This is a genomic window from Brevibacillus dissolubilis (assembly GCF_006170445.1).
GTDB lineage: Bacteria > Bacillota > Bacilli > Brevibacillales > Brevibacillaceae > Brevibacillus_B > Brevibacillus_B dissolubilis.
Window position 1 is genome coordinate 409,419 of record NZ_VCNA01000004.1, and the last position, 24,553, is coordinate 433,971.

Here is a 24,553-nt window from a genome sequence, read left to right on the forward strand (position 1 = left end):
ACCTTCATCCTTTGTTTCTATATGTAATAAATGAGATATACGTGGTTAAAGTATAGCAATAATTGGTTATATATGGCGAGAAATCTTTATGAAAATTCCTACGAAAGTAGCGCAACTCCTGCCCTATCACCTGTCATCTATTTACAAAAGCCAACAGCCCCCATTCCCTCCCCGCTTGTGATACAATGAGTATCTGTGAAAAGCTAGGATACCGGGGTGAACACCTTGAAGGTTGCTCGACTCAACGATGAATTGATTTTTCTCTCAAAAGATACATACCGCCAGATCCCGTCTTGGCGGCTCTCTCAGACAAAAGGGCTGCTCACCTGCCCCGTATGCGGGGAGCGACTGATGCTGTTGGCTGGGATCAGTGCGGAACCCGAGTTTGTCCATCTGTCCGGGAGACACTGTGTCCTGCCTGAACCGGAACAAGACCGATTAGATGAAGTGGCGGCTGCGTCCGCACCTATTTTAATAGAAGAAACAGATGAAGCAGCGGCTGTATCTGGCTCTGCTCCCGTACCTACTGCCTCTGACTCAGCCGTGCCGAAAGCTAGTGTGGAGGAAGATACGGTCATCGGTGGAATCCGTCTGCCAAAAAGCCGGGCGATTGGAAGCGGGACGAGTGTGGCGGCTTCACCGGCCAATTCCGTAGCTTCTGTACCGAAGCCAAAACGCTTTCGTACCCCGCTCAAACCTAAGCATCGCATACAAGTGATGGCTTCTCCCGACACAGATGAGCCTTTTCACCCGGCACAGGCCCATGCGGTACAGACCACAGAAGGCCCGCTGCTGATCCTCGCTGGTGCTGGCAGTGGCAAAACCCGCGTGATGACTGCCCGCACCGCCCATCTGATCCAAGAGCTTGGCGTCAGTCCCCGCTCGATCATGGTCGTTACCTTCACGACCAAAGCCGCCGAAGAGATGCGCCACCGTCTGAGCCAAAAGCTGACACCGCAAGAAGCGGGCAGCCTGATCAGCGGTACGTTTCACGGCTTGTTTTACCGAATGCTTCTGCACCATGACTCTGCCCGCTGGGACCAGCGCCGTCTGCTCAGCTATGAATGGCAAAAGCGGAAATTCGTCCGCGAAAGCGGCATTGGGAATCAGCTCGAGCCTCCGCTTTTCAAAGAGTCGGAGATGGAGAGCGCGCTTGGCATCATCAGCAAGTGGAAAAATGAGTACATCCTCCCCCATCAGGCTGCCCTGCTGCAAGCGGCCAGCCCCGAGGAAAGCCAGGCACAGGAGCTTTATCCGCTGTATGAGGAAGCCAAGCGCCGAAGCGGTTACTTCGACTTCGATGATATGCTGATCGGTTGCCTTGAGATGCTGCGGGAGAATCCGAACGTCCTGCAGCTGTACCAAAATCGCCTGCAATACCTGATGATCGACGAGTTTCAGGATATCAACCGCGTCCAGTACGAGATCGTCAAGCTGCTCGCTGCTCCGCAGAACAACCTCTGTGTGATCGGCGACGACGATCAGTCGATCTATGGCTTCCGTGGCAGCAATCCACAGTACATCCTTGGCTTTACGACCGATTTTCCCGAGGCACAGCGAATTACGCTGGAGGTCAATTACCGCTCCAAATCCTCGATTGTCAGCCTCGGCTACTCCCTGATCGGCAACAACCGGACCCGTTGGAAAAAGGAGTTCCAGTCGTTTCACATGGACGAGGGGGAGTGCTATCTGTTCCAGCCGGTGGATGAGGAGGAGCAGGCTTCGAGTATCGTCGATGAAATACGCCTGCGCCTCGCTCGAGGAGCGGCCCCCGAAGAATTCGCGATCCTGTTCCGTACGTATGAATCCACCCGTCCCATCGTCGAGCGGTTGACCGATGCAGGAATCCCGTTTGCGTTCACACGCGAGGACGAGCCTTTTTATAAAAAGCAAGTGGTACGCTGGGCATTAAGCTACCTCAAGCTTGCCATCGACCGCGACAATGAGGAAGCCCTGCGCGAGATCCTCCAGACGCTCTACCTGCCCCAGCAGCAATGGAACGAGATCCGGAGCCTCACCATCCTGGAAAATGCCTGCCAATTGGACGTGCTCTCCAAGCTGACTAGCCTCAAAAGCTTCCAACGTGTCCAACTGCAAAAGGTAACGGAAACCCTGCTGCAAATCCCGGCCCTCCCGCCCGCCCATGCGCTGGAGATTATCTATGAAGAATTAAAGCTGCGCGATTATGTCAAAAAGCGCAACAAAGACCGCTCCGAAGGCGATACCGACCGGGCCACAGACGAATTGCGCCAGCTACTCGTTGCCGCCAAACGCCACGACAGCATACCCGCATTCCTCCAGTACATCGATGAGATGCTGAGAAAAGAGGCCGAGTCGCGCAAACAATCCCAGTCCACTCGCCACGCCGTCCAGATGATGAGCATTCACCGGGCAAAAGGGCTGGAGTTCGATACCGTGTTCCTGGTCGATGTGGTAGAAGGAGCCCTCCCCCATGAGCACGCCATCGAGCAAAAGCGTCAGGGGAGCTCTGAAGCACTGGAAGAAGAGCGTCGCCTGATGTATGTCGCGATTACCCGAGCGCGCCACCATCTGTTTGTCGGGGTACCGCAGGAGCGGTTTGGGAGAAAGACCCGAATGTCCCGATTCGTTGGTGAAATGGGGCGGGGGGATTAGTTGTGTGTTTGGGAGCGTCGGCGGCTGGCAGTCCGCTCGCCTTCTTGAACCCCTTCGTAAGAAGAGAAGACTGTCCGCTCCGAAAAAACAAAGAACTCAGTCGGGTCAAAAAGGGTTCGAAGAAGCCTATTCGTACGAAGGGGTTTGCCCCTAAGCATAATCGAAGAAGCTATGTCGTTCTTTCTTTTTTCTCCGCTAGGTAGTGGGTTCAAAGAGGCTCGCGGCCTGCCAGCCGCCGACGCTCCCACCAACTGTAGTGGAATGGAATAAGGAAAGATAAATACTGAATAACATAAACGAAAACAATGCAAAAAGAGGTTGGTGCAAAAGCATCAGCCTCTTTGTTTTGACCCGTATCATCTTCTTGATCCATTAATGCTTCACTTCATATCCGGTCTCTTCGATCACCTTTTCCATCTTCTCACGGCTCACCTGATTTTCATCGTACTGCACATGTACCTCACCTTTTTCCAAATCCACCAGCGACCGTTCCACGCCATTCAGCTTGGTCAAGGCACTCTCAATCGCATTCACACAATGCTGACAAGACATCCCTTCTACTTGCAATACCGCTTCTGCCATATGGATCGTATCCCCCTTTCTTTGTTAGAATTTCCTATTAACTCAGGAGGTATGTAAAAAAGCAGGATGCGCTTTTTCAGCCTGTGATTGGTTATTGCCGTGCTTTCAATTGATCTTGGTATTAGCTCTTGGTTTTAGGTCGTCTTGGTTTTGGCTCTTGGTTTTGGCTTTTTATTTTTTGATCTGTCTTTTTATCTTTTCACCAAATCCCCGGCAGAGAGGTGACGGCTTGCAAGCAGCGCGCCTCTTTGAACGCCCCACCCAGCTGCGTAAGAAAAAAGAACTCCCCTACTCCACCGAATCCACTAAGGGGCAAACCCCTTCGTACGATTCCGCTTCCCCGAACCCTTCTTGCCCCGACTGGAGTTCTTTTTTCTTACGCAGCGGACAGCCCCCCTTCTTCCGAAGGGTGTTCAAGAAGGCAAGCTGATTGCCAGCCGTCACCTCTCTCCCCACAAAACCGAGAAAAAATAAAAAGCCCCTGTCCAAAAAGAACAGGAGCTTCCAACAAACCAAACAAAATCTAAAACGAAACTACTTCGCCATGATGCTAAACCCAGCATCCACATGCAACAGCTCACCAGTCATCCCACGAGACAGGTTGCTGAACAAGAACAGCGCCGTATCGCCCACCTCAGTCTGATCAATGGTACGACGAAGCGGTGCAGTCTCTTCGATCTCTTTTAAGATCGTATTGAAGTTACGGATGCCTTTTGCCGCAAGGGTACGGATTGGTCCCGCAGAGATGGCATTCACACGGATATTGTCTTTGCCAAGATCGCTTGCAAGGTAGCGCACAGATGCATCAAGAGCAGCTTTTGCCACACCCATGACGTTGTAGTTCTGTACTACGCGCTCGCCGCCGAGATAGGTCAGCGTCACGATGCTGCCGCCTTCGGTCATGACTGGACGCGCTGCATTGGCTACCGCCACGAGAGAATACGCGGAGATGTCATGCGCCAAGGCAAAACCTTCGCGGGAAGTCGTGACGAATTCGCCTTCGAGGTCTTCCCCTTTGGCAAATGCGATGCAGTGTGCAATCCCGTGCAGGACACCTGCTTTTTCCTTGATCTCAGCGAAAGCTTGCGCGATATCCTCATCCTTGGTGACATCGCACGGAATCAGGAGCGTCTCCTTTTGCTCCAGAGTCGCCGCCAGTTTTTCTACGTTTTCTTTGAGACGCTCACCTTGGTAGGTGAAGATCAGGTTGGCACCTGCTTTGGAGAGAGATTGAGCAATCCCCCACGCGATGCTGCGGTGGTTAGCCACACCCATGATCAAAATATTTTTGCCTTCTAACTGAAGCAGTGAATTCATTATGTATCGGCTCCTTTCCCAAAATACCCCATTCACATTATACCCTCCCGTAACTAAGACAAACGAGGGTATACAGGGATATTCGGGAAAGACAGCCCGGTTTCCTTCCCACTGACAAACTTCGTGGTTATTCTCCTTGCTGCATCGCACCCGCCAATTGGTCGACAGGAGCAGCGGCTGGATTGGAATCGAACGCCCACGACTGTTCCAACGGGTTGAGTGCCGTCCCTAATTCCGGCATCTCCGCAGGGTTTTGAACGACTTCATTTGCCAGTGCTTCGTGCTGGTTTTGGTTTTCCATGTTGGGCTCGCCCCTTTCTCATCGGTCTCCACGAAGGGTCTACCCTTAAAATGGGACGATCCACGCACTTCTATGCACATTTAATGATGATGCCCGCCAATTCCCTGCGCAATCAACAGATAACAAAGAATCGCGCCGATAAAATACAGCCCAAGCCCCGGATACCTTTTGTCCTGCACCAATGGCACGATATGTGTCGCTGAAATATATAAAAATACACCCGTAGCAAGCGCCATCCCGATATCCCCTGCCCGATGCGACAGATAACCACCGGCTACCTGCATACTGATCGCCCCGACATATGTCGCCAGGCCAAGCGCCACTGCCCCGAGGAAAGCGGTCGATCGTTTCCCCGTCGCCGCCAATATAAACGAGGCAACCGTCACACCGTCTGGGATACGGTGCAGCATCATCGCCGTCAACAGCGGCAATCCCAGCCGGGTATCCATCTGCATGCCAGCGACCAAGGAGACCCCTTCCAAGAACGCATGCACCATGAACCCGGCCACAACCCCCACGGTCCGCCCGGCAGCCGCCTTCTTTTCATCCCCGCTCCTAAGGATCAGATCGAGAACCAGCAAAAGCAGAAACCCAATCAGCACGAATGGCATCATTCCCTGCCCGTGCCCCGCCGTATGTGGCAACAGATCGAGCACCGTCAAGGCAAACAGCAGGCCCCCGCCGACGCTGATCATTGCATAAAGCGATTTTCCCGCCCAATTCTTCCGTGCGAGGACGGTCATTCCTCCCACGATATTAGCCAGCACAGCCAACCAGATGATTCCCACGCGCCCAACACTCCTCTTGGCCCGCTGATTCCGGGACAAAATCTCCTGCTCCCATATCTACGCAGACTCGTCCCCCGTTATGTATATGCTACAATAGATGAACGACCTATTGACCAAAAGGAGCGGACACACATGCGACTTGGCATTCTCTCCGATATTCACGGCCATCGAAAACACCTGAAGCTCGTCAAAAAAGCCATGCAGCAGCACCGTGTCGACCATATCTACTGCCTCGGTGACATCTTCGAATGCAAAATCAGCAAAAAACGGATGAGTGCGGCTGAGCAATTCACCTTTGCCGATTCTGTCGTAGACAACGATCCCAAGCTGTATAAGCATCTTCACCAAATGTCTTGTATCATCGGCAATCAGGAAGAGCGGATTCGACAGCTCCTCCCCCTCTGTGAATTCGACGGGGAAATGACCCACTACCTCACGCTTCCCCCTGTCATCGAGACACTTGACGCGCGGCTTGAGCACGGCCACACCTTTCTTAATGAACAAGACTGGCGCCCCTATCCTACTCAGATGCACAAGCACCTGCTCTTCTACGGTCATACCCACGAGAGCGGAATCTACCAAATGAATATGGAAAACGACAGGTGGATTCCGACGCCAATCGACTTTACATATGGGACTCCCGTCCAGCTTTCGCCCGATATTTATTACGCGATTAATGTCGGGGCCATCGTGAACACACGCCCGGAATGGTTGTTATACGAGGAAAGCTCCTGCCAGATTACGTTTTATCAAGAATTACCTATTATTTACAAACATTCCTAGACCTGTCCTATTATCACGAAAGACCACTAGTTTTTAGAACCTTTGTCGAAGCCCCTTTTCCGGGAAAAATTGGTGCTATAATGATAGACAAGGAACCGATGTTACCGGAATTTCTTGATAGGGGAGTGAATTGGCGATGAATTTGGATGAAAAAGTTTGGATGGCCTCGAAGGAAGTTGCTGAAAAGTTGGACGTTCATGTTCGTACCCTGCGTAACTGGCTGGAGATGTTTGTCCCCGCCTGTGAACGGCACAAAAACCCGCAAGGCCACTATCTGATCAGCGAAAAAGGCTTCGAACTGCTCAAAGAAGTCAAAATCCGCAAAGACGCCGGCAACAGCTCGCTTCGTGATATCCAGCGTGAAATGATCGATGAAGGCAAGCTGGAGATCGAATGGCTGCAGGAAGATGAATATGTGGCCGCTACCTCGATCGATGCACAAGACCATGCCCTCGCCGCTGTCGTACAAGGACAAGCGATGCAACACGCGCTCCATGAAGTCGAGCTCACCGTACAAGAGACCCTGTTCCAGTTCAAACAAGAACTGTCCAACCTCTCATCCATGCAACAGATGCAGTCCACCATCCTCCAAAAAATCGCCGATATTGAAGAAATGCAAGAGTCTCTCCGCTTGGAAATGCGCCGTGTCACCTTTGAGATGGATCTGATGCATCAGCGCATGACCCGCCGTAAGACGCGCAATGATAAATATGAGCAGAAATGGTCGCTCAATCCGTTCCGTTGGTTTACGAGAAGTAACCAGAGTGTGACGGCTGAATAGCGATATTTTCAAGAGATGGGTTTTTATGCCCGTCTCTTTTTTATGATTTTTGCTCCGGCAGGAGCATGAGGAGGGAGGATCTGTTTTCCAGTCGCCTTTCCCTCACTTCGTTCAGCCGGTCTCCTTACAAACAGATCATCCCTCCTCACGCTCTCTCTCGAACCAGCTTTTCTTCAAAAAACAGAAGGACTGTCAACGCCGAATACCACCTATCAATGCTGGCAATCCTAACCCTGTACTTCCACCTAACACGACAACACAGAGCAAAGGAGATTTCTCATGAATAGTCAGCGTGCACGCGAAATTGCTGAGTCATCGGTGATGGCTCATGTGACGTATAACGATGTACCGATCTATATTCAACATGTGAACGAGGAAAATGAAACGGCACGCATCTATCCGCTTGATGAGCCGGAAAATGAGATGACCGTACCTCTCTACGGGTTGCGCGAACACTAAAAAGCGCCTTGCTTTGGCTTGTGAGAGCCACTGCAAGACGCTTTTTTCCTATAACGATCTGGTATGTTTGCAGGCAGGATAGCCGCTGCATCCATAGAACTCCCCATGCTTCCCGTTCCGTTTGACCATCGCACTCCCGCACTTGTCGCACACCCTTTTCCGGGCTGATCCTGCTGCTTCAGCCCTCACCTGCTTCGCATTGGGCACCGCGCCTGGATTCATTTTGAGAATCATCTCGATCAGCTGCTGACGGTTAATCAGCCGCACCCCATTAGACTCGGCCAGTTTATAAGCGGCCTCGGTATAGTCCCGGTTGGTCACGACCCATGCTTCGGCGGCTTTGTAATGCTTCATCGAGGCGACGACCTGCTGGACGGCATCAATTCCGACATTTTTACTGTAGCGCTTGGCTTGCACCACGGTCTTGTGCCCACCCTTCTCCAGCACCAGATCGGCCCCGAAGTCCCCAGAAGCTTGTGTCACCTGTGCCTGATAGCCCTGGGAACGAAACAGGAGGCCGAGATATCTCTCGAATTGAATTCCATCCATCTGGTCGATCTCATTCATCCCAGAGCGCTTGAGCCTGTCCGACTGGATTTGATAAATGATAAACATGATTGCAATGGCAACCCCGACAACCAGCCCTGCGCCAATTCCGGCTGATTCTAAAGACCCACCTTGTGAGATCACATATAAAAAGACAAGCATAGCGATTCCGACAACTATTTTCCCCACTGGGTCCTGCTTTTTTCTCCGTCTAGCCATATTACCTTGTAGTCTCCTTTTCCTATCTTACCTATAATAATATAGGGCAAAATACCCAACAACAAGTACAACAGTCCGACAACCTTCGACATTCACCAAAACGAACAAAAAAGCGCCTCGCCGCGGTGCAATTGAATACACCTACAGCAAGACGCTTTTCCTCCTCTGTTCCTTCATCTAAAGAAAGCCAGATAACTGAATCTATACGAGTACCGGCTCCCTCATTCCCCCATATCGGGACAAAATAAAGCTTAACTGCTTCTCATCGAGACTACGGTAGGTTTTCCCTGCTTTTCGGAAGATTTCCACCATATTGCGGTTATCAAACCTTGGCCCGTGGGTGAAATAAGCATGGAAGGTAGAAGTCAGGCGGTTTAAGAATTTTTCTTCTTTTGTCATCTGATCGGATGTCAGATCCTTGGTGGCGACGAGGAAGTTCTCATGGACACCGAGCGCTTGGCAGATCGAGCGGAAAAAGGCAGGAACGGGGACAAGCTCTGGGTTGGTGATATGATAAATCCCGTCTTTGACTCCTTGCTCCATCGCCAACAGCATCGCCCGGCTCACTTGATCGACTGGGACGATATTCATCCCGGCATTCGGATTGGCGACGACACGATACGAACGCTGAAGACCCTGTTCGTCGAGACGCTCCATGAAGCGCTTGACACAGAGCAGGAAGCCGTAAACCGAGATGTTCGTCTCCGCCTCACCCGTAATCGAGTGTCCCGCGATGATGCTCGGGCGGAAAATCGCGACATTTAGGTTCTCATCGACTTGCTCGGATATATAATGCTCGGTGATACATTTGGTACGTTCATAGTTATTCTGGAAAACGTCAAGAAGCGGATGCAGCTCCTCGAACGCTTCATCCCGGTCGCCCACCGTATAAGCTGTGCTGATGTGGTAAAATTGTGGAATGTTCAGCTGTTTTGCCATACGGACGGCACGACGGGAGCCTTCGACGTTGACACTTTGATGCTGGTCACGGTACTTTTCATCAAACATCACCACAGCGGCAGAGTGGATGAACAGATCGATTTTCTTGTCGGCTAATTCATCGAGCTGAGCATCACTGATCCCCGCTTTGTCGACGTTCAGGTCACCTTCCACACCTGTGACGAGATGAGCATAGCCGGGTGGTACCAGCTTGATCAGGCGTTGGGAAGCGGATTGACCGCTCTTGCCACGGACGAGGGCATAGACGTGATGCCCCTGGCGTACCAGGTCATTGATCAGCTGCTTCCCTACGAATCCGGTTGCACCTGTCACGAAAACGGACTTTCGCATATATAGTCATCCCCCTTCGTTATGGTTGCAAGGATAGTATTGCCGAAACAGACGGGGGTTTACTAAGGGAAAAAACCTTGCTTCTGGGAAAAGAAGCAAGGTTTTTTCTGTAAATCCATACAACTATTTGATCTGCTCCAAAATGCCTCGGACGATCATCGAGTTAGGTGCCATGGTGGCAAGAGAAAGCATGGTATTGTGCGCTCCGAAGCCGCTGTACTCGGTATACGTGGCGTTCGTGGTGTCGCGCCATGCCCTTACCCGGTCTGGCTCCGTCTCAATCGAGGTGATGAAGTGGACTTTGCCTTGCAATCGGTCGTTCTGCACCAGCGTATTGACGTAGCGCTTGAACAGCTTCGCACGGGCCGTAATCGCGTCGCGGATATCGCGTGCATGCATATTGTTCTGATCATAAATTAATTCCAGCTCCTGCTCGATCTCCTCATCGGTCTGGTAGACAATCTGATTTTTCTTATCGGGATCAATCAGGATCAGATCGGTGACTACTTCGCCTCGCCGCTCCAGCTCACGCACGATCTCGTACGCGAGGATTCCGCCCGTGGAATAGCCGAGGATGACGTACGGGCCTTCTGGCTGGAACTTTTTGATCAGCTGGATATATTGCTCGACGCGGTCTTCGTCTTCGAGAAAATCAAACGCATAGACCGAGTGTGATTCGATGAACGGCGCGATCGCACCGAAAATAAAGCCAAAGCCGACGATGGGCGGGAAGCAAAAGACGTTCTTTTCACGCTGTTCGGTCATCAAAAGCACTGGATCGCTGCTCATCAATCCAATCGCTTTATAGATCGCAACCGCTTCGGACAGCTCTTGGATGGTCGGCGAGAGGAACAGCTCCTTGAACGGCACATTCACTTCCATCAGCTCGTTCACCTTGGCCATCAGCATGGTAGCTAGGAGAGAGGTGCCGCCCAACTCAAAGAAATTGTCCCGTATCCCGATAGGTTCGCGCTGCAGCACGGCTTGCCAGATCTGTACAAGCCCCTCCTCCACCGGATTGGTCGGCGGTGCGTATTCGGTACCAGTTTTTAGGCTGGCATCAGGCTCGGGGAGTGCATGGCGGTTGACTTTGCCATTGATCGTGACCGGGATGCTGTCAAGCTGGATGAAATAAGACGGGATCATATAGTCGGGCAGCGTCTGGCTAAGATACCTGCGCAGCTCAGCTACGGTCAGCTCTTGATCGGCCACGAGATAAGCGCACAAAGCCTCTTGTGCCCCAACCTTCCGGGCAATCATCACAGCCTCCCGGATCGCCCCATGCATCAGCAGATGAGTCTCGATGTCCCCCAGCTCGATGCGATATCCCCTTACTTTTACCTGAAAATCCTTACGTCCCAGATATTCGATGCTGCCGTCCTCTGTCCATCTGGCAACATCACCTGTCTTATACATCTTGGTACCTGGGGTGAATGGATTCTCGACGAATTTTTCCGCTGTCAACTCTGGCTGATGCAGGTAGCCTCGCGCAAGACCCGCTCCGGCGATGCACAGCTCTCCAGTCACACCGATCGGCAATGGATTATGATGGCTATCTACGATATAGGTCTGCGTATTGGCGATCGGACGTCCGATATCGATTGTTTTGGCCTCCGTTACATCGCGCAGAGTAGACCAGATCGTCGTCTCTGTCGGGCCATATACATTGTAGATACGGGCAGGGGTCAGCTGCTTCAGCTCGCCCAGCAGTGCCTCCGGGAAGGCTTCGCCGCCGATCAGGAGCGCAGCCACACCGGTGAGAGCCGCTTCCGCCTGCTCATCGCTTAGGATCAGCTTCATCCGTGACGGCGTGGTCTGCATGACATCGATTCCTTCCCGGCGGATCAAGTCACACAGCCCGCGTGGATCATTCTGCACAGACTCTTGAGCGATGACCACACGCATCCCCACGGTCAACGGCAGGATCGTCTCCAAGAAAAAGATATCAAACGACACCGTAGTCAACGACAAGACCGCCTGCCCCGCTGTGAACGGAATCTCCTGGCACATCCCCTGGATAAAATGAACGACAGCCTTATGTTCGATCATCACGCCTTTTGGTTTTCCTGTTGATCCAGAGGTAAAGATCACATAGGCGAGACTCTCAGGCGTGGCCACTGGCGCAAGTCTGGTGGTATCGCATCCAGCGATTTCGCTTGCCGCTTCCACAGCCGTTCCAGCAGCAGATTCATCCAGCTGCACCACCTTCGTAATCACCGGACATTGACGTTGGAGATGTTGTACCAGTGAAACATTCGCCTTCGTGGTCAGCACGGTCGTAACTCCTGCTTCCTCCACGATTGCCCTGATCCGCTCTTCCGGAAAAGCCGGATCAATCGGTACATACGCACCACCCGCTTTTAACACGGAGATCAAGGCGGTCACCATCTCCACAGAACGCTCCGTGATCACGGCCACAAGCGTGTCTGCCGTCACTCCCAGCCGGGTGCGCAGGTATCGGGCGATCTGATTGGTACGCTCATTCAGCTCACGATAAGTGATCGACGTGCCACCATACGTGAGAGCGACCGCATCCGGTGTCCGCTCCGCCTGCTCCTCTAGCAGCTGGTGAATCGTCATCTCCTGTGGATATGCCATCTGCGTCTGGTTGAACCCAGATACCACCTGCTGCCACTCGCTGTCCGTCATCAGACCGATTTCACCCAGCCTGATCGCAGGATGACTTACCACCTGCTTGATGATCTCCGCCAGATGCCCGAGCATCCGCTCCATCCGCGGCGCTTTGAACAGCGAAGTAGCATACTCCAGTGTGAGCGTAAGCTCTTTGCCCCCATCCTCCACCACAAGTGTCACATCATGCATCGATTGTTTGGCCTGATACGGCTGAACGGTCAACACGAGCTCTTCAATCCGCAGCACTCTCTTGGCCTTGCTCTGATAAGCGAAAGCCGCATCGAACAGCGGCGTACGGTTGACATGCCGCTCTACATTGCACTTGGTAATCAGCACCTCATACGGATACGCCTGATGCTTACGGGCCAGTGCGACCGTCTCTTTTACTTCTTCCAGATAGGCAGAGAAGCTCTTATCTGTGGTCGGCTGGCTGCGCAGGGCAAGAGTGTGCTCCAGCTTCCCGATCCATCCCACCTGCTGGTCATCGCGGGCCGATACGGTTGTCCCCACTACCACATCTTCTTGGCTGCTGTGCTTGGCGAGCAGCACCTTGTACATGGCAAGCAACACCGTTTCCACATCCGTCTGATTCACTGCCGCCATCTGCCGCAGTGCCGCAGTCCTCTTTGCATCTAATGTCAAAAATACCTGATCCCCGCTGAACAGCTGTGTAGAAGGACGCGGATAATCAAGCGGCAGATCAAGCAGCGGAAGCTCTCCTGCAAACTGCTCCAGCCAGTAAGCCTCCGACACTGCTGCCTGCTCAGACGCGAGCCACTCCTCTTCCCACTTGGCATATGGTAAAGCGGACTCCACCGACTCTGCCAACACAGCCCCCTGTGCCAGCCAAGCGAATTCCTCCATAAATACCATCACGGAGCGCTCATCCGCAATAATCCCGTGCCAGTCCAAGAGCAACAGATGCTCCCGCGCTGAACGCTTGATCAGCTTAACCCTCCAAAGCGGCCCCTGCTCCAAATCAAACGGCTGGACAAACTCCTCCATCAGCCCATCGACCGGACTTACCGCATCCTCCCTGAAGCAGACACTCACCTTCCCCTCATTATGTACCACTGCCACCAGCTCACCTGTCGGCAATAAGGAAAAAGCAGCCCGAAGCGATTCATGCCGTCCCACAATCGTCCGGACGATCTGCTCCACAAAAGCCACATCAAGCTCTCCCTCAATCGTCACCACGGCACTCTGATTGTATCTGGACTGCCCGCCCTCCAATTGATTGAGGAGATATAACCGTTTTTGTGCAGCTGACACCGGATAGATCAGCGTCCCCTCGGTTTTCTCGATAGAAGCGTACTTTTGCATCCCAATCCCTCCTTTATGTCGCTTGTACGGAACGTTTGGCTGCTGTGTAGACACGGATCATAAAATCGAGCATCTCCTCGTCAATCACGGTATAGGCTTGTCCAGCCTCGGCAAACAGCTCCAACGTATTGGGATTATAAAATACCGGGGCATTGTTCAGATAAGACAGGAACGTAGCGATAAAGCGGTTCAACAGACGCTCCCTCCCACACATGTCCTCTACCGTCACCTGTGCATCAGGCACAACGAAGTTCTCCGGGGCGCCAAGGTTCCTGCAGATACTTGCAAACATCGATTTCACTAACAACCCGTCCGGATGAGTCACATGAAAAATCCCCTCTGTCACACCCTGCTCATAGGCATTGAGGATCGCGTCACACACGACATCCACCGGGACAAAATTGAGTCTGATATCTGGCCCTGCCAAAATTCGATATGTACCTGTCTCTGGACGACCGAGATCCTGATAGAACTTGCCTACGCATTTAATCAAGCCGTACATCGTCAGATTGGTGTCGGCTTCCCCGGTCTTGGAGTCCCCGATGATGATCGACGGACGGAAAATCGCTGCCCGGAAGCTCTCATCAACAGAATCCATCACATGATGCTCTGTCATATTTTTGGTACGTTCATATCCATTGAAAAACTCTCCATCAATCGGGTGAAGCTCTTCGTGCGCTTCCATGACTTTGCCCGTCGTATAGGCGGTGCTCACATGGTAATATTGCGGAACATTCAGCATTTTGGCGATCTCAATCGCTCGACGGGTTCCTTCCACATTGACCTGGAAGTGCTCCTCTTTGTACTTATCATCAAATTTTACAACGGCAGCAGAGTGAATGAACAAATCAATTTGATCCTTATAAGGGAGAATGCCAGACTCATCGACCCCGGCTCCTGCAAGCATCAGGTCACCCTCGACAAGTGTAACCAAATGAGCATATTCAGGGTCTACCAACTGTTTGACTCGCTCTTCGGGTGACATCCCTTTTTTGGGACGAACCAATACGAATACGTGAAGATTTTTCCTGATGAGCTTATTCAACAACTTCTTTCCTAAAAAACCAGTGGCTCCTGTCAAAAAAACAGATTTCGTCATGAGTGCATTCTCCTCCAATATTGGTTCAAATTCATCGTTTCTTGCTGCCCATGTTCAATTCAATACCGGGATTTAATGACAGCCATATCACCTTACACAACTTAACATTATGAAGTTTATTAATATCATATTAATTTTGTTCCTATACTAATACTACTAAATCTGACTCGATTCCTGCCGAAAGATGTAAAAAGATTAATCTTTTTTAGTGTTTTAGTACTATTGAAAAAATTCATCTAGAATCAAACGGTTCATCACCAATAAAAAAAGACCTCCGCATTTTCATTTGCGAGGGCCTTCTTTTGTATATAAGCCAGCTTGAGCTATCTGATTCGATTTACGAACCGATTCCGATTTTCTCAGCGTCTTGGCTGTCTTTTTCAGAAACTTGTGCTTGCATTTGGGCTTGTGCGTTGCGGTTGCGTTGCCAGAAACCGATACCAACCACCCCGATTACGATTACCGCTTTGACCAGGTAGGCAACCCAAGGATTTGCTGTAAAGATGAATTCAATTTCTTTCTCATGTGTGATCATGCTCGCAGCCGCGTAGGCGAGGATACCGCCCCCTGCCCATTGAATCCAGGCATAACGCTCCATCGCTTTGAGGATGAGGCTGCTGCCCCAGATCATGATCGGGATACTTACGACCAGACCGATGACGATCAGGACGATGTTACCGTGCGCACTACCCGCAACTGCCAGTACGTTGTCGAGACCCATCATGACGTCTGCGACGATGATCGTGCGGATGGCGCCCATCAGGGTGTCACCTGCTTTGATCTCTTCTTTGCCATCATCATCTTCGACCAGAAGCTTGAACGCGATCCAGATGAGGATCAGACCCCCTACAAGGAACAGGAACGGGATTTGCAAGAGATAAGCGGCTAAGACCGTCGCAATCACGCGGACGATAATTGCCATCCCGGTACCCCAGACGATTGCTTTTTTCTTCTGCTCGGCTGGGAGCTTGCGGCTTGCCATTGCGATAACGACTGCGTTATCACCACCCAAGAGGATGTCGATGGCGATGATCATGAGGAGTGCGGTAAAAAATTCTGGTGAGAAAAAATCCATGTCGAGATGAACCCCCTTTTGTGATTGAGTAGGCAATAAAAAAGACCCTTACCTATGTCGAAATAAAGACATAGGCAAAGGTCTGGCTAACAACGGTAGGTTGCCAACAAAGCCGAGGATGTAATCCCGTAATGACGACTCTGCTGTAAAAGCTACTCCCCTTTGGGATATTTAATTGCCTGACAAATCAATTACCATTTATACAGCTATGATACCCAGTTGTCATCTTGTTGTCAACCTCTCTTTTCAGTATGATGGTATCTGAGGGAGGTAGGAACGTGGAACGAAAACCGTTTGTGATTGAAGCGATTATGCTTGCCATCTATGGGGAATTATTAATGCCCGCCCGGCCTGTTGAATATATTATCCCGCTGACCACGATCTATGAGCTGGAGGAATTCCTGCACAGTCCTCAAGAGATCATGCGCGATCCTGATGAAGAAAAACAGGTTCGCGAGGTGGTCGGCTACATGATCAAGTATTTCCAAGACCCATTTAAGCGGAAAAAAATGGAGAAATCGCTGGTGGCTCCTTGGTCGACGATTACGTTCCCCTATTCGGAACGGGTCTCACTTACGGTCATGAGGACGGATGATAATGCGATGTGGGGCGAGATTTTTGATCCTGTGGAGACAGAGCTGCTGCTGGCCGCGATGAAGGCTGAGGCTCCTCTCTTGACCGATCAGGTGGAGCTGGAGGATCGGATGCTGGAGTTCATGGTGCCGGTGCAGTTTTATGACATTGATGATTTTGAATTCGCGGTAGAACAGGGGATCTCCCCGGATGATTGGTTGGTATAAACGGAAGTGACGGGATGGGCCTCGGGGTCTGTCCCGTTTTTTTATGGCTTTTTATTGGATCGGAATTGGCTCTTTTATTCATACTGAAAAGATCGTATGATTAACAGCATTAGAAATGGCAAAAGGAGTTGGCAGAAATGGGGCGGAAGGCGATTTACCAGTCGATTTTTCACCAGCTGCGCTATCAGATTCTGAGCGGTGAATGGCCAATTGGCTCTCCTCTTCCCCCTGAACGAAAGCTGGCAGAAGAGCTGCATGTCAGTCGCAATACGATCGTGCGCGCCTATGCGGAGCTGGAGAGCGAAGGCTTGATCGAGAGCAGGGTCGGCAGTGGACGCTATGTACAGCCCCTCTCTCCGCTCTCCCACGGTCCGCGTGATGACTGGCGGGAACAGCTGGTGCGGGAGCCGATGCTGATGGCGTATCCGTCCCATATGGCGGAGATGCTGTCCCTCTCCTCTCCCGGCCAGCATGTGATCAACTTTGCCCACGGGGATGGCGGTAAGCATACGCTTCCATCGATCCGGTTTGACCAGTATCTGCAGCGGGCGGCCCAGCATCCGCAGTCGTATTATTTTTTACCGATTGACGGTCATGTGGAGCTACGGCAGTGGATTGTCGACTGGATGGGGATGAAGCAGGTCTCCTCACCAGATCAGGTGGTGGTGACGAGCGGATCACAGGAAGCGCTGCAGATGGTGACGACGATCCTCGCGAAGCCGGGGGATACGATTGCGCTGGAGATGCCGACCTATTTTGGAGCGTTGCAGTTGTTTCAGTCGCTCGGGATGAAGATCATTCCGATCCCGGTCGATACAGACGGGATGCGGGTCGATGTGCTGGAAGGCGTGGTGGCACGGGTGCGACCGAAGCTGATCTATACGGTGCCGACTTTTCACAATCCGACCGGGAACACATTGTCCTATGAGCGGCGCAAGAGGCTGCTTGCGGTAAGTGAGCGGTACGGGATTCCGATTATTGAAGATGATGCATACAGACACCTGCATTTTGAAAAGGAGCCGCCTCCCCCGCTCAAATCGATGGATCAAAGCGGTCATGTCATCTATCTCAACACATTTTCCAAGATGCTGTTCCCCGGCATGCGCCTCGGGTGGGTGGCGGCCAGCCGTCCGTTCATCGAGATGGTTAGACGGCTCAAGGAGTTGACCATCACCAACAATACGATGGGACAGTGGGCCTTGCTCTATCTGTTGCAGGATCAGGTGCTGACCGACCATCTGATTAAGGTGCGTAAGCTGTATGCCCAACAGGCCAAGGTGATGGGGCAACATCTGGATGGACTTGCCAAACGTTATGGGCTTGCTTATGAACAGCCTGCCGGCGGGTTCTATTATTGGGTGTCATTGCCGGAGCGCTTTGATGTGCACAAGGTGCAGAGCCTCTGTTTGCAGCGGGGAGTTGCTTTTGCTTCGGGAGATATGTTCTTGTCACGGGAAGCGATCTCGCCTTACATCCGGCTCTGTTATACGCATGAGGCGGCAGAGCAGATCGAGTCAGGCATGCATGTGTTAGGAGAAGTATTGCAGGAGCTGGAGGGAAACTAGACATGAAAGAGTCAACTCAGTCACAGATAAAAGAATCCGTACGGCAGGGCTTGCTCGATTCACTGCCAATTACGGTAAGCATTATTTTGTTCGGGGCGATCTTCGGGATGCTGTCGATGCAGACCGGGCTGACCGCGTGGGAGAGCATCGCGATGTCGCTGATCGTCTATGCCGGAGCGGCGCAGTTCACCACGCTGTCGATGATCTCAGAGGGAGCGAGCATGTGGGCGATTGTGCTTGCGGTGTTTTTGCTGAATTCGCGTCATTTCCTGATGGGTCTCTCGATGTCACCGTACTATCAGTCATTCTCTCGGGGAAAAGTGAACGGGTTGGCCTTCTTCCTCACCGACGAGCAGTATGCGATCACCCTCAACCGCTTCCGTCATCATAAAAGTGATATTCCATATATTACGACTGTCTCGCTCGCACTCTATCTCGGCTGGAATGGCGGCACATGGATTGGGACGATGGCCGGGCAGTATGTCCCTGATCCAGAGTCACTGGGTCTTGGGTTCAGCTTCACCGCGATGTTTTTGGCCTTGGTCTATTATCAGCTGACCTCGTTGCTTCGGATCGTGACGTTCTTCCTCTGTGGGGCGACTGCGGTCGGATTGGCCCTGATCCTGCCGAGCGGGTTGCATCTGCTGGCTGCGGGCGTGCTTGCTTTTGCCATCGGATATTTCTGGCCGGGTCAGGAACAGCAGTCCGACAGCGACGCAAAGACAGCGGCGGCTTCCGATACTGTTGCCACACAGAGCGGTTCCACCAGCAAGGAGGTTGAGTCAGCATGAGCTCAGGAACGATTCTTTTGATGTTTGTTTTATCGGGAGCGGCTACGTATTTGACACGGCGGGCATTTTTGCAGCTGCCGAGCGGATTCTTCTCCCCACGCTTGAAAAACGGGATGACGTTTATCCCGATCGGTATTTTTGCCGCGTTGATCTTCCCTTCGCTGTTTTTAGACGGTGGACAGTTCGTGTTTCAGCCGACTTTTCTGGTGGCGAGCGTGATCTGTATGGGTCTGATGATCCTGACCAAGAACGTCTTCGCGAGCTTCGGGATCAGTCTTTTGCTGGTCGTGCTGGTCTATGTGGGCATCCTGCCTTTTCCTCACTAGGGAAAAACACTCAACGATAGGTGTTTGGTCATGGTATAATGGGGGTAATCAAAAGGTAAAGGAACTGCCGTGAAGGAGGCACCTGCTTATGGACGCGCAACACAAGGCAACCAACTGGCAAGATGAAGCAGAAACCCTGCAAGCGATCTTGTTCAAAATGGGCAATGAATTCTATGGATTGCCAATCGATGCGGTAAAAGAAATCATCAAACCACTCCCGGTCACCCGCTTTCCGAAGTCTCCGGAATATGTGGAGGGCGTGATCAACCTGCGCGGGCAAATCCTGCCGATCGTCAATCTGCGCAATAAGTTTGGCTTAGAGCCGTTGGAGATCACCGAGGACAGCCGTTTTATCGATCTGAACCTAGGCGCCCTGAAGCTTGGGATCGTGGTGGATGCGGTCTCTGAGGTAGAGCGTATCTCCCAAAAAATGATCGAGCCTGCGCCACCGATCGTTGCCGGCGTGGAAGGCAAGTATCTCAGAGGAATCGCCCACCTCGGTGAGCGTCTCGTGATGCTCTTGGATCTGGATGAGATTTTTGCAGAATGGCAAAAGAAATAAACCAAGCCTGACTACAGAAAGACCCTGTTTATCTGATGATCGTCGTTCAGATAACAGGGTCTTTTTTGCTACTCGGTCGCGCCGTTCTGCATCAGGACGCCGACGAGCAGGGTGCTTTGTTCTTTACGGGCGATGGACAGCGGAGTCTCGCCTGCCTGATTTTTTCCGTTCGGATCGGCATGGGCTTCGAGCAGGTCTTGGACGAGCTTGAGGTTGTGCTTTTTCGTAAGCAGGGTGAGCGGGGTCTCGCCTTGTGGGCCGATGATATTGGGATTCATGCCTGCCTGCAGGAAGGTTTTGATCCCCTTGGAGTCTTCGTCTTCTAAGACCTTGAAGAAGTTCTCCGGATTGTACTGGTCGTCATAGTTCTCATTGTAAGTTACTTTTTGATCGCCCAGGTTATTTTTGATGACATGGTAGATGTTGAGGCCGATGATTCCTACGATAAGGACACCGAGCAGGACGGCAATGATTTTTTTCATCTGAACTGTCTCCTTCTGATACGTCTCCTACCATCGTATTATACCAAGAAAAGCCGGCAGGCAGTAATGACAAAAGTGGTACAGCGCATGATTACGCCATACCACTTTCTCTGCCACCGCTGGCTAAGTACGTATAATTGACCCAGATCATCTCTTCGATGCCGAGAATTTCTTTGAATAGATCGACGGAGTCATAGAGGAGTGAGCTGCCGGTATCTTCATCGAAGTCGGCCAGCAAATTCACATCGAACAGGGAGCGGAGCTGTTGGATCTGCTTCTGCCCGATGATCCGCGAAAATGCCTGCGGACGAAAGCGCGAAATCCCTTTGAGCACCTCTTGGCGGAACCTCTCAGAATGAACCACCTGATCAAGCACATCTTCGTACTCGACACGGACTTCGTCATTGTGCAGAATCTCCTCAGACAGGTCCATGTCCGGGTAACGGCGCAGCATCTCGGCTTCGGCCATCTCGATATCAAGCGAATAGCTGATCGTCGCCGATGTCACCTCAGCCCCGCCATCAAACAGACGGAAGCCCCAGCCGCTGTCCTCCGCGTCGTGAAACCACATCAGGGGAACGTACTTGCTTGAGAGCTCCAGCAAAAACTGCAGGGTCTCAGCCGTCTCGATCCACTCATCCTGAAGAAAGAAGACGTTCCATTCTTCGTTCAGGTTTTTGTGAAAGTAAGGTTTTCTAGCCTCTTGCAAATATGGGAGCGCCTTCGTCTCATACTTTCGCGGATACAACACCCCGGTTGTAAATTCACTCATCGAATGTTCCACCGCTTTCTGCACACTGACATCAAATACCTGGACTTTACCCGTGCCATCCGGGCATGAAACGCGTATGGCGTTTTTTCGTTATAAGTCTATTCAGGTAGGTGATTATTCTTTCCCGATTGTTTGAGGAATTTTTTCCAGATGGGCCTCTTTCCCAAGCGTGCTGGTGTGGATGATCGTATGACGTGCCCCACTCTTCAAGAGTTCGGACTGATACAGATGGAAGCCCTCTACCTTCCAATGCGGCGGATTGGGGTCGAGCAGCCTCTCGTTCCAGTCGGCTACAGGCAGTGCGACATTCTTGCCGTCACTGTGCGGGCCACGTGCCATCGTGATGTGCGGTCTGTATTCTTTGCGGTCATAGGTAAGCCCTGGGTGCAGGTCAAAACGCTTCGCTAACAGCAGATGCAGCTGTTGCAGCGAGCGCACCAGCCCCTCGATGCCAAGCCACATGACACGCGGACGCTCTAGCTTTGGGAACGCACCGAATTTACCGACCACCAGAGTAAACGGCTCGATAATCGACGCGACGAGATCCATGTCTTCTTTGAGCAGGGGAATCAGCTGCTCATCCACTTCACCCAGAAAATGCAGGGTCAGATGGAGGTTATGAAGAGGCTGCCAGCGGTCTGCCTGGAGTTCCTGCTTGACCCGTTTTTGCACCGCTTCCAGGTAATCCACCGCTTGCGGCGGAATATCCAAGGCCACAAACAAGCGCATACGAATTCCTCCTATAAAAAAAATACTCCCCATGCGGAGAGTGAACGTTCCATGATCTTTTTGGCTGTCAGGCTGCCATTACCCGCCCTGTTATAATGCCCAATACATAGCGGATATACGCAAATAGCATATCTTGATCCGTATGATAAATAAAATGAAGGGACAACTCTAAATGCCCCACATCACCGCTCTGCGAAATATTCCAATGCAGCTCTGCTTCGCGGCCAAAATACTCCTGTATCCGACGCTGGATATGCTCCACATCGTCATTTGCATCGAAGGAAAGGGAAAAACGCAAAACGGCTGGAATCGCAGTTGGTTTGATCGGCTCACCGGTCTCCAACTGCCATTTGGCGCGCAAGGTAATTACGCCGTCTGCATCCCACAGGGTATAGACTGCCTGTGCATATTCATCGGACGGGCCTCTCAGCTGTAACACCGGGAGTTCACCATCTAACCGAAGAGAAAGGCGTTCAGTCAGTCTCTCTACTTCTGTTTGGAGCTTGTGGGACGATTTCTGGACCAGTGCTAACACATTTGCTTGCGTTTCCATTCGCTTCACCTCGTCTTTTTCCTGTTCTTTCCTATTCGCAATCGGGCTTGTCGTATCCTTTGTTGAATTTTGTCATGTTTTCGCCTCGTTTTTTCATAAGGCGTAAGGATTCGACATGGACGGATAGTCCTTGGCAAAACGCTCGGCCAGACGTGCCTGGAATGCTTCATCGAGTTCCAGATGGGACAGTCTTCCTTGGTCAAAGCGGAAGATCGGGTAGGCTCCCTCTGCAAGCGGTGCCCCCTCTTGTGTCTGGATAAACTCCGGGATCGCCAGCAAAAAGCGGGAAAACGGATTCGCCTCATCCTCGGAAGTATGTACGACTTCGAACAGATCGAACAAGCCCGGCGTGATATAAATCGAGAGAATCTGCTCACGCTCCCCCACCCAGACGGTACATGCTGTCTCCCGCACCTCACTGCGGTTGTGGCGGCGCATGACGAGCAGGGCTTGGTGGACGGTGCTCATCAAGAGATGCTGTGCCCCTTCTTCACCGTGTTCGGCTATGAGACGGTCGTAGGCGAATTGGTAGGCGACTCCCGAATCTTGCAAAATCGTGTCGGAGAGTGTCATAGCATCGACAGAGACGATGGGCTCTTCCTTGATCTCAGACTGTACGGCATCGGCATCATAATCTGCCTGGTTGGATGCAGGATGGATGGCTTTAGGATCAGTTACCGGTGTGGATGCTGAGTGGTTTATTGAATTGCCAGCCGCTTGGTCTGTCTCAGCGGATTCATGTGCTGACTCGGTCTGACCGGCACTTCTGTTGAATAGAAAGCCAATCATGCCCCGTACTTGTTCCCGTTCATTCCCGCTAAACGTAACGGTTTCCGAAAAGATGTGCAGCAACCGCTCCTGCTCGGGTGCAAGGTAGTAAATGGCCGTCTCTGCCTGCTCAACCAGACGATACGCCATGTACCTCTCCCTCTCATTATGGACATCAAATGTCAGTGGAAAACCCAGCGGATTCTCCGGATCAGACAGCGTCCAGATCACTGCCAATAGCTTGTTCTGGTAAGTCTTGAACTCGACAGATACCGATTCATCCGTCGCTTCACTGAAGGCATCGACGCTCTCAAACACCAGATATAATTCCACATCTCCCGTCCCATTGATCCGGGCAAAATACGGGATCCCCTCGACAATCGCCGTCTCATACAGATCCAAAAATGCGGCACGGTCAAGCAGCTCCCCCATCGTCTCAGCAGTGGGAGAATGACGGGTGGGGTCTGGTGTCAGGGTTGGGTACAGCTGAGCGGTCATGATTTACTCCCCTTGCTTTCCGTTTTGGACGACAGGCCAGTTGGAGACGGCTTGCAGCAGGCTACGGTCGGTAGAGTCAATATGGATCGGCGTGACAGCAACATAGCCGTCTCGAAGGACACGGTAATCTTCATCTTCATGATGCTCTTCCGCTTCGCGGTATGTACGTTCCAGCCAGTAGCCGCCGTTTTCTTTTTCATTGTAGATATCGTGGTAGTGGTAGAGCGAGAGGACAGCGGGCTTATAGCCTTTCAGTTCTTTGGCCGGGAGATGCGGGATGTTGATGTTCCAGAAAACCTCGTGCGGCATCTCGTTGTTTTTGGCTTGTTGGGTGAATTGCAGAAGCAATGGCTTGATGATCTCTTCTACTTCGCCGTAGTTCTGTTGGTCGAAGTAATTGTCATAGGAGAGAGCAACTGCCGGGATGCCGAGGATGACCGCTTCGCGGGCTGCGCTGCAGGTGCCGGAGTAGTAGACGTCTTTGCCGAGGTTGTTGCCGACATTGATGCCGGAGAAGACGATGGTCGGGCGGATATGGTCTTCTGTGAATAAGAGATGGTAGGCGGCCTTGACGCAGTCTGCTGGGTTGCCGTTGACCGCCCAGGCTTGTACAGGCAGACCGTAGAAGTCTTGCTTTTCCGGTGAGAGTCCAGAGCGCATGGTGACGCCGTGGCCCACTCCACTTCTCTCTTCGTCTGGCGCGACTACATAGATTTCGAGGTCAGGTATGGTGAGCAAGGCTTCCACGAGTTTGCGGATGCCGAGTGCGTGGATGCCGTCGTCGTTGGTGACAAGGATACGTTGCATGGAGTGATGTCCCCCTTTTTGGTTGGTCATTTCATTGTAGCAGAGTGGGGGTGGGAATTGAAAACATTT

25 protein-coding genes are annotated in these 24,553 nt (G+C 51.9%); 9 read left to right on the plus strand and 16 right to left on the minus strand.

Annotation, left to right across the window (positions count from 1 at the left end):
* Positions 1-225: 225 nt before the first annotated feature.
* A complete protein-coding gene (locus tag FGI41_RS10890; RefSeq protein WP_139490139.1) occupies positions 226-2,634 on the plus strand; it encodes a UvrD-helicase domain-containing protein in 2,409 nt (802 codons plus the stop codon).
* A 208-nt stretch (positions 2,635-2,842) separates the two neighbouring features.
* On the opposite strand, the gene FGI41_RS24925 is transcribed toward FGI41_RS10890, so the two are convergent.
* The 5 genes from FGI41_RS24925 to FGI41_RS10905 all read right to left on the minus strand — a co-directional run bounded on the left by FGI41_RS24925 (position 2,843) and on the right by FGI41_RS10905 (position 5,622).
* On the minus strand, positions 2,843-3,007 hold the full coding sequence (locus tag FGI41_RS24925; RefSeq protein WP_176560229.1) for a hypothetical protein: 165 nt from the start codon (positions 3,005-3,007) through the stop codon (positions 2,843-2,845).
* Entirely contained in the window at positions 3,007-3,216 is a 210-nt protein-coding gene (copZ, locus tag FGI41_RS10895; protein ID WP_139490140.1) for a copper chaperone CopZ, read from the minus strand. The genes FGI41_RS24925 and copZ overlap by 1 nt, the downstream gene beginning before the upstream one ends.
* A gap of 534 nt (positions 3,217-3,750) precedes the next feature.
* A complete protein-coding gene (gene fabI / locus FGI41_RS10900; RefSeq protein ID WP_139490141.1) occupies positions 3,751-4,533 on the minus strand; it encodes an enoyl-ACP reductase FabI in 783 nt (260 codons plus the stop codon).
* A 127-nt stretch (positions 4,534-4,660) separates the two neighbouring features.
* Positions 4,661-4,834 carry a hypothetical protein gene (locus tag FGI41_RS24930; RefSeq protein ID WP_176560230.1) on the minus strand — a complete coding sequence of 58 codons (174 nt, stop codon included), beginning with the start codon at positions 4,832-4,834 and terminating at the stop codon, positions 4,661-4,663.
* Positions 4,835-4,914: 80 nt separating this feature from the next.
* On the minus strand, positions 4,915-5,622 hold the full coding sequence (locus tag FGI41_RS10905) for a ZIP family metal transporter (protein WP_255298428.1): 708 nt from the start codon (positions 5,620-5,622) through the stop codon (positions 4,915-4,917).
* A 132-nt stretch (positions 5,623-5,754) separates the two neighbouring features.
* Here FGI41_RS10905 and FGI41_RS10910 point away from each other — a divergent pair, with 132 nt between their 5' ends.
* The 3 genes from FGI41_RS10910 (at position 5,755) to FGI41_RS10920 (ending at position 7,645) form a co-directional block, all read left to right on the plus strand.
* Entirely contained in the window at positions 5,755-6,405 is a 651-nt protein-coding gene (locus FGI41_RS10910) for a metallophosphoesterase family protein (RefSeq protein WP_139490142.1), read from the plus strand.
* 142 nt (positions 6,406-6,547) lie between these two features.
* Positions 6,548-7,186, plus strand: coding sequence for a MerR family transcriptional regulator (locus FGI41_RS10915; protein ID WP_139490209.1), 639 nt, complete (start codon positions 6,548-6,550; stop codon positions 7,184-7,186).
* Positions 7,187-7,465: 279 nt separating this feature from the next.
* A complete protein-coding gene (locus tag FGI41_RS10920; RefSeq protein ID WP_139490143.1) occupies positions 7,466-7,645 on the plus strand; it encodes a small acid-soluble spore protein H in 180 nt (59 codons plus the stop codon).
* 48 nt (positions 7,646-7,693) lie between these two features.
* Here FGI41_RS10920 and FGI41_RS10925 read toward each other — a convergent pair whose 3' ends face one another.
* The 5 genes from FGI41_RS10925 to FGI41_RS10945 form a co-directional block, all read right to left on the minus strand.
* Positions 7,694-8,410, minus strand: coding sequence for a restriction endonuclease (locus FGI41_RS10925; protein WP_139490144.1), 717 nt, complete (start codon positions 8,408-8,410; stop codon positions 7,694-7,696).
* A gap of 201 nt (positions 8,411-8,611) precedes the next feature.
* Entirely contained in the window at positions 8,612-9,700 is a 1,089-nt protein-coding gene (locus FGI41_RS10930) for an SDR family oxidoreductase (RefSeq protein ID WP_139490145.1), read from the minus strand.
* Positions 9,701-9,823: 123 nt separating this feature from the next.
* Entirely contained in the window at positions 9,824-13,657 is a 3,834-nt protein-coding gene (locus FGI41_RS10935; protein WP_139490146.1) for a non-ribosomal peptide synthetase, read from the minus strand.
* A 13-nt stretch (positions 13,658-13,670) separates the two neighbouring features.
* On the minus strand, positions 13,671-14,756 hold the full coding sequence (locus FGI41_RS10940; RefSeq protein WP_139490147.1) for an SDR family oxidoreductase: 1,086 nt from the start codon (positions 14,754-14,756) through the stop codon (positions 13,671-13,673).
* A 337-nt stretch (positions 14,757-15,093) separates the two neighbouring features.
* Complete coding sequence (locus FGI41_RS10945) at positions 15,094-15,831, minus strand: TerC family protein (RefSeq protein WP_139490148.1); 738 nt, start codon at positions 15,829-15,831, stop codon at positions 15,094-15,096.
* A gap of 311 nt (positions 15,832-16,142) precedes the next feature.
* Between FGI41_RS10945 and FGI41_RS10950 the strand changes: the two genes are divergently transcribed.
* The 5 genes from FGI41_RS10950 (at position 16,143) to FGI41_RS10970 (ending at position 19,875) form a co-directional block, all read left to right on the plus strand.
* Positions 16,143-16,631, plus strand: coding sequence for an ADP-heptose synthase (locus FGI41_RS10950; protein WP_255298433.1), 489 nt, complete (start codon positions 16,143-16,145; stop codon positions 16,629-16,631).
* Positions 16,632-16,768: 137 nt separating this feature from the next.
* Positions 16,769-18,196 carry a MocR-like pyridoxine biosynthesis transcription factor PdxR gene (pdxR, locus tag FGI41_RS10955; RefSeq protein WP_139490149.1) on the plus strand — a complete coding sequence of 476 codons (1,428 nt, stop codon included), beginning with the start codon at positions 16,769-16,771 and terminating at the stop codon, positions 18,194-18,196.
* A 2-nt stretch (positions 18,197-18,198) separates the two neighbouring features.
* The gene (locus FGI41_RS10960; protein ID WP_139490150.1) at positions 18,199-18,987 is read left to right on the plus strand and encodes an AzlC family ABC transporter permease; all 789 of its coding nucleotides are present in this window, start codon (positions 18,199-18,201) and stop codon (positions 18,985-18,987) included.
* Positions 18,984-19,313, plus strand: a complete 330-nt coding sequence (locus FGI41_RS10965; protein WP_139490151.1) for an AzlD domain-containing protein — start codon at positions 18,984-18,986, stop codon at positions 19,311-19,313. The genes FGI41_RS10960 and FGI41_RS10965 overlap by 4 nt, the downstream gene beginning before the upstream one ends.
* Before the next feature lie 88 nt (positions 19,314-19,401).
* Positions 19,402-19,875: a chemotaxis protein CheW gene (locus FGI41_RS10970; protein ID WP_139490152.1), complete on the plus strand. Its 474-nt coding sequence runs from the start codon at positions 19,402-19,404 to the stop codon at positions 19,873-19,875.
* A 68-nt stretch (positions 19,876-19,943) separates the two neighbouring features.
* On the opposite strand, the gene FGI41_RS10975 is transcribed toward FGI41_RS10970, so the two are convergent.
* From FGI41_RS10975 to surE, 6 genes are all read right to left on the minus strand, one after another.
* A complete protein-coding gene (locus tag FGI41_RS10975) occupies positions 19,944-20,357 on the minus strand; it encodes an ankyrin repeat domain-containing protein (RefSeq protein ID WP_139490153.1) in 414 nt (137 codons plus the stop codon).
* A gap of 91 nt (positions 20,358-20,448) precedes the next feature.
* Positions 20,449-21,129, minus strand: a complete 681-nt coding sequence (locus tag FGI41_RS10980; protein ID WP_139490154.1) for a hypothetical protein — start codon at positions 21,127-21,129, stop codon at positions 20,449-20,451.
* A gap of 114 nt (positions 21,130-21,243) precedes the next feature.
* The gene (gene thpR, locus FGI41_RS10985) at positions 21,244-21,858 is read right to left on the minus strand and encodes an RNA 2',3'-cyclic phosphodiesterase (protein WP_139490155.1); all 615 of its coding nucleotides are present in this window, start codon (positions 21,856-21,858) and stop codon (positions 21,244-21,246) included.
* A gap of 67 nt (positions 21,859-21,925) precedes the next feature.
* Positions 21,926-22,411 carry a hypothetical protein gene (locus FGI41_RS10990; protein WP_139490156.1) on the minus strand — a complete coding sequence of 162 codons (486 nt, stop codon included), beginning with the start codon at positions 22,409-22,411 and terminating at the stop codon, positions 21,926-21,928.
* 93 nt (positions 22,412-22,504) lie between these two features.
* The gene (locus tag FGI41_RS10995) at positions 22,505-23,677 is read right to left on the minus strand and encodes a hypothetical protein (protein ID WP_139490157.1); all 1,173 of its coding nucleotides are present in this window, start codon (positions 23,675-23,677) and stop codon (positions 22,505-22,507) included.
* Between the two features lie 3 nt (positions 23,678-23,680).
* The gene (gene surE / locus FGI41_RS11000) at positions 23,681-24,484 is read right to left on the minus strand and encodes a 5'/3'-nucleotidase SurE (protein WP_139490158.1); all 804 of its coding nucleotides are present in this window, start codon (positions 24,482-24,484) and stop codon (positions 23,681-23,683) included.
* Between the last annotated feature and the right edge of the window lie 69 nt (positions 24,485-24,553).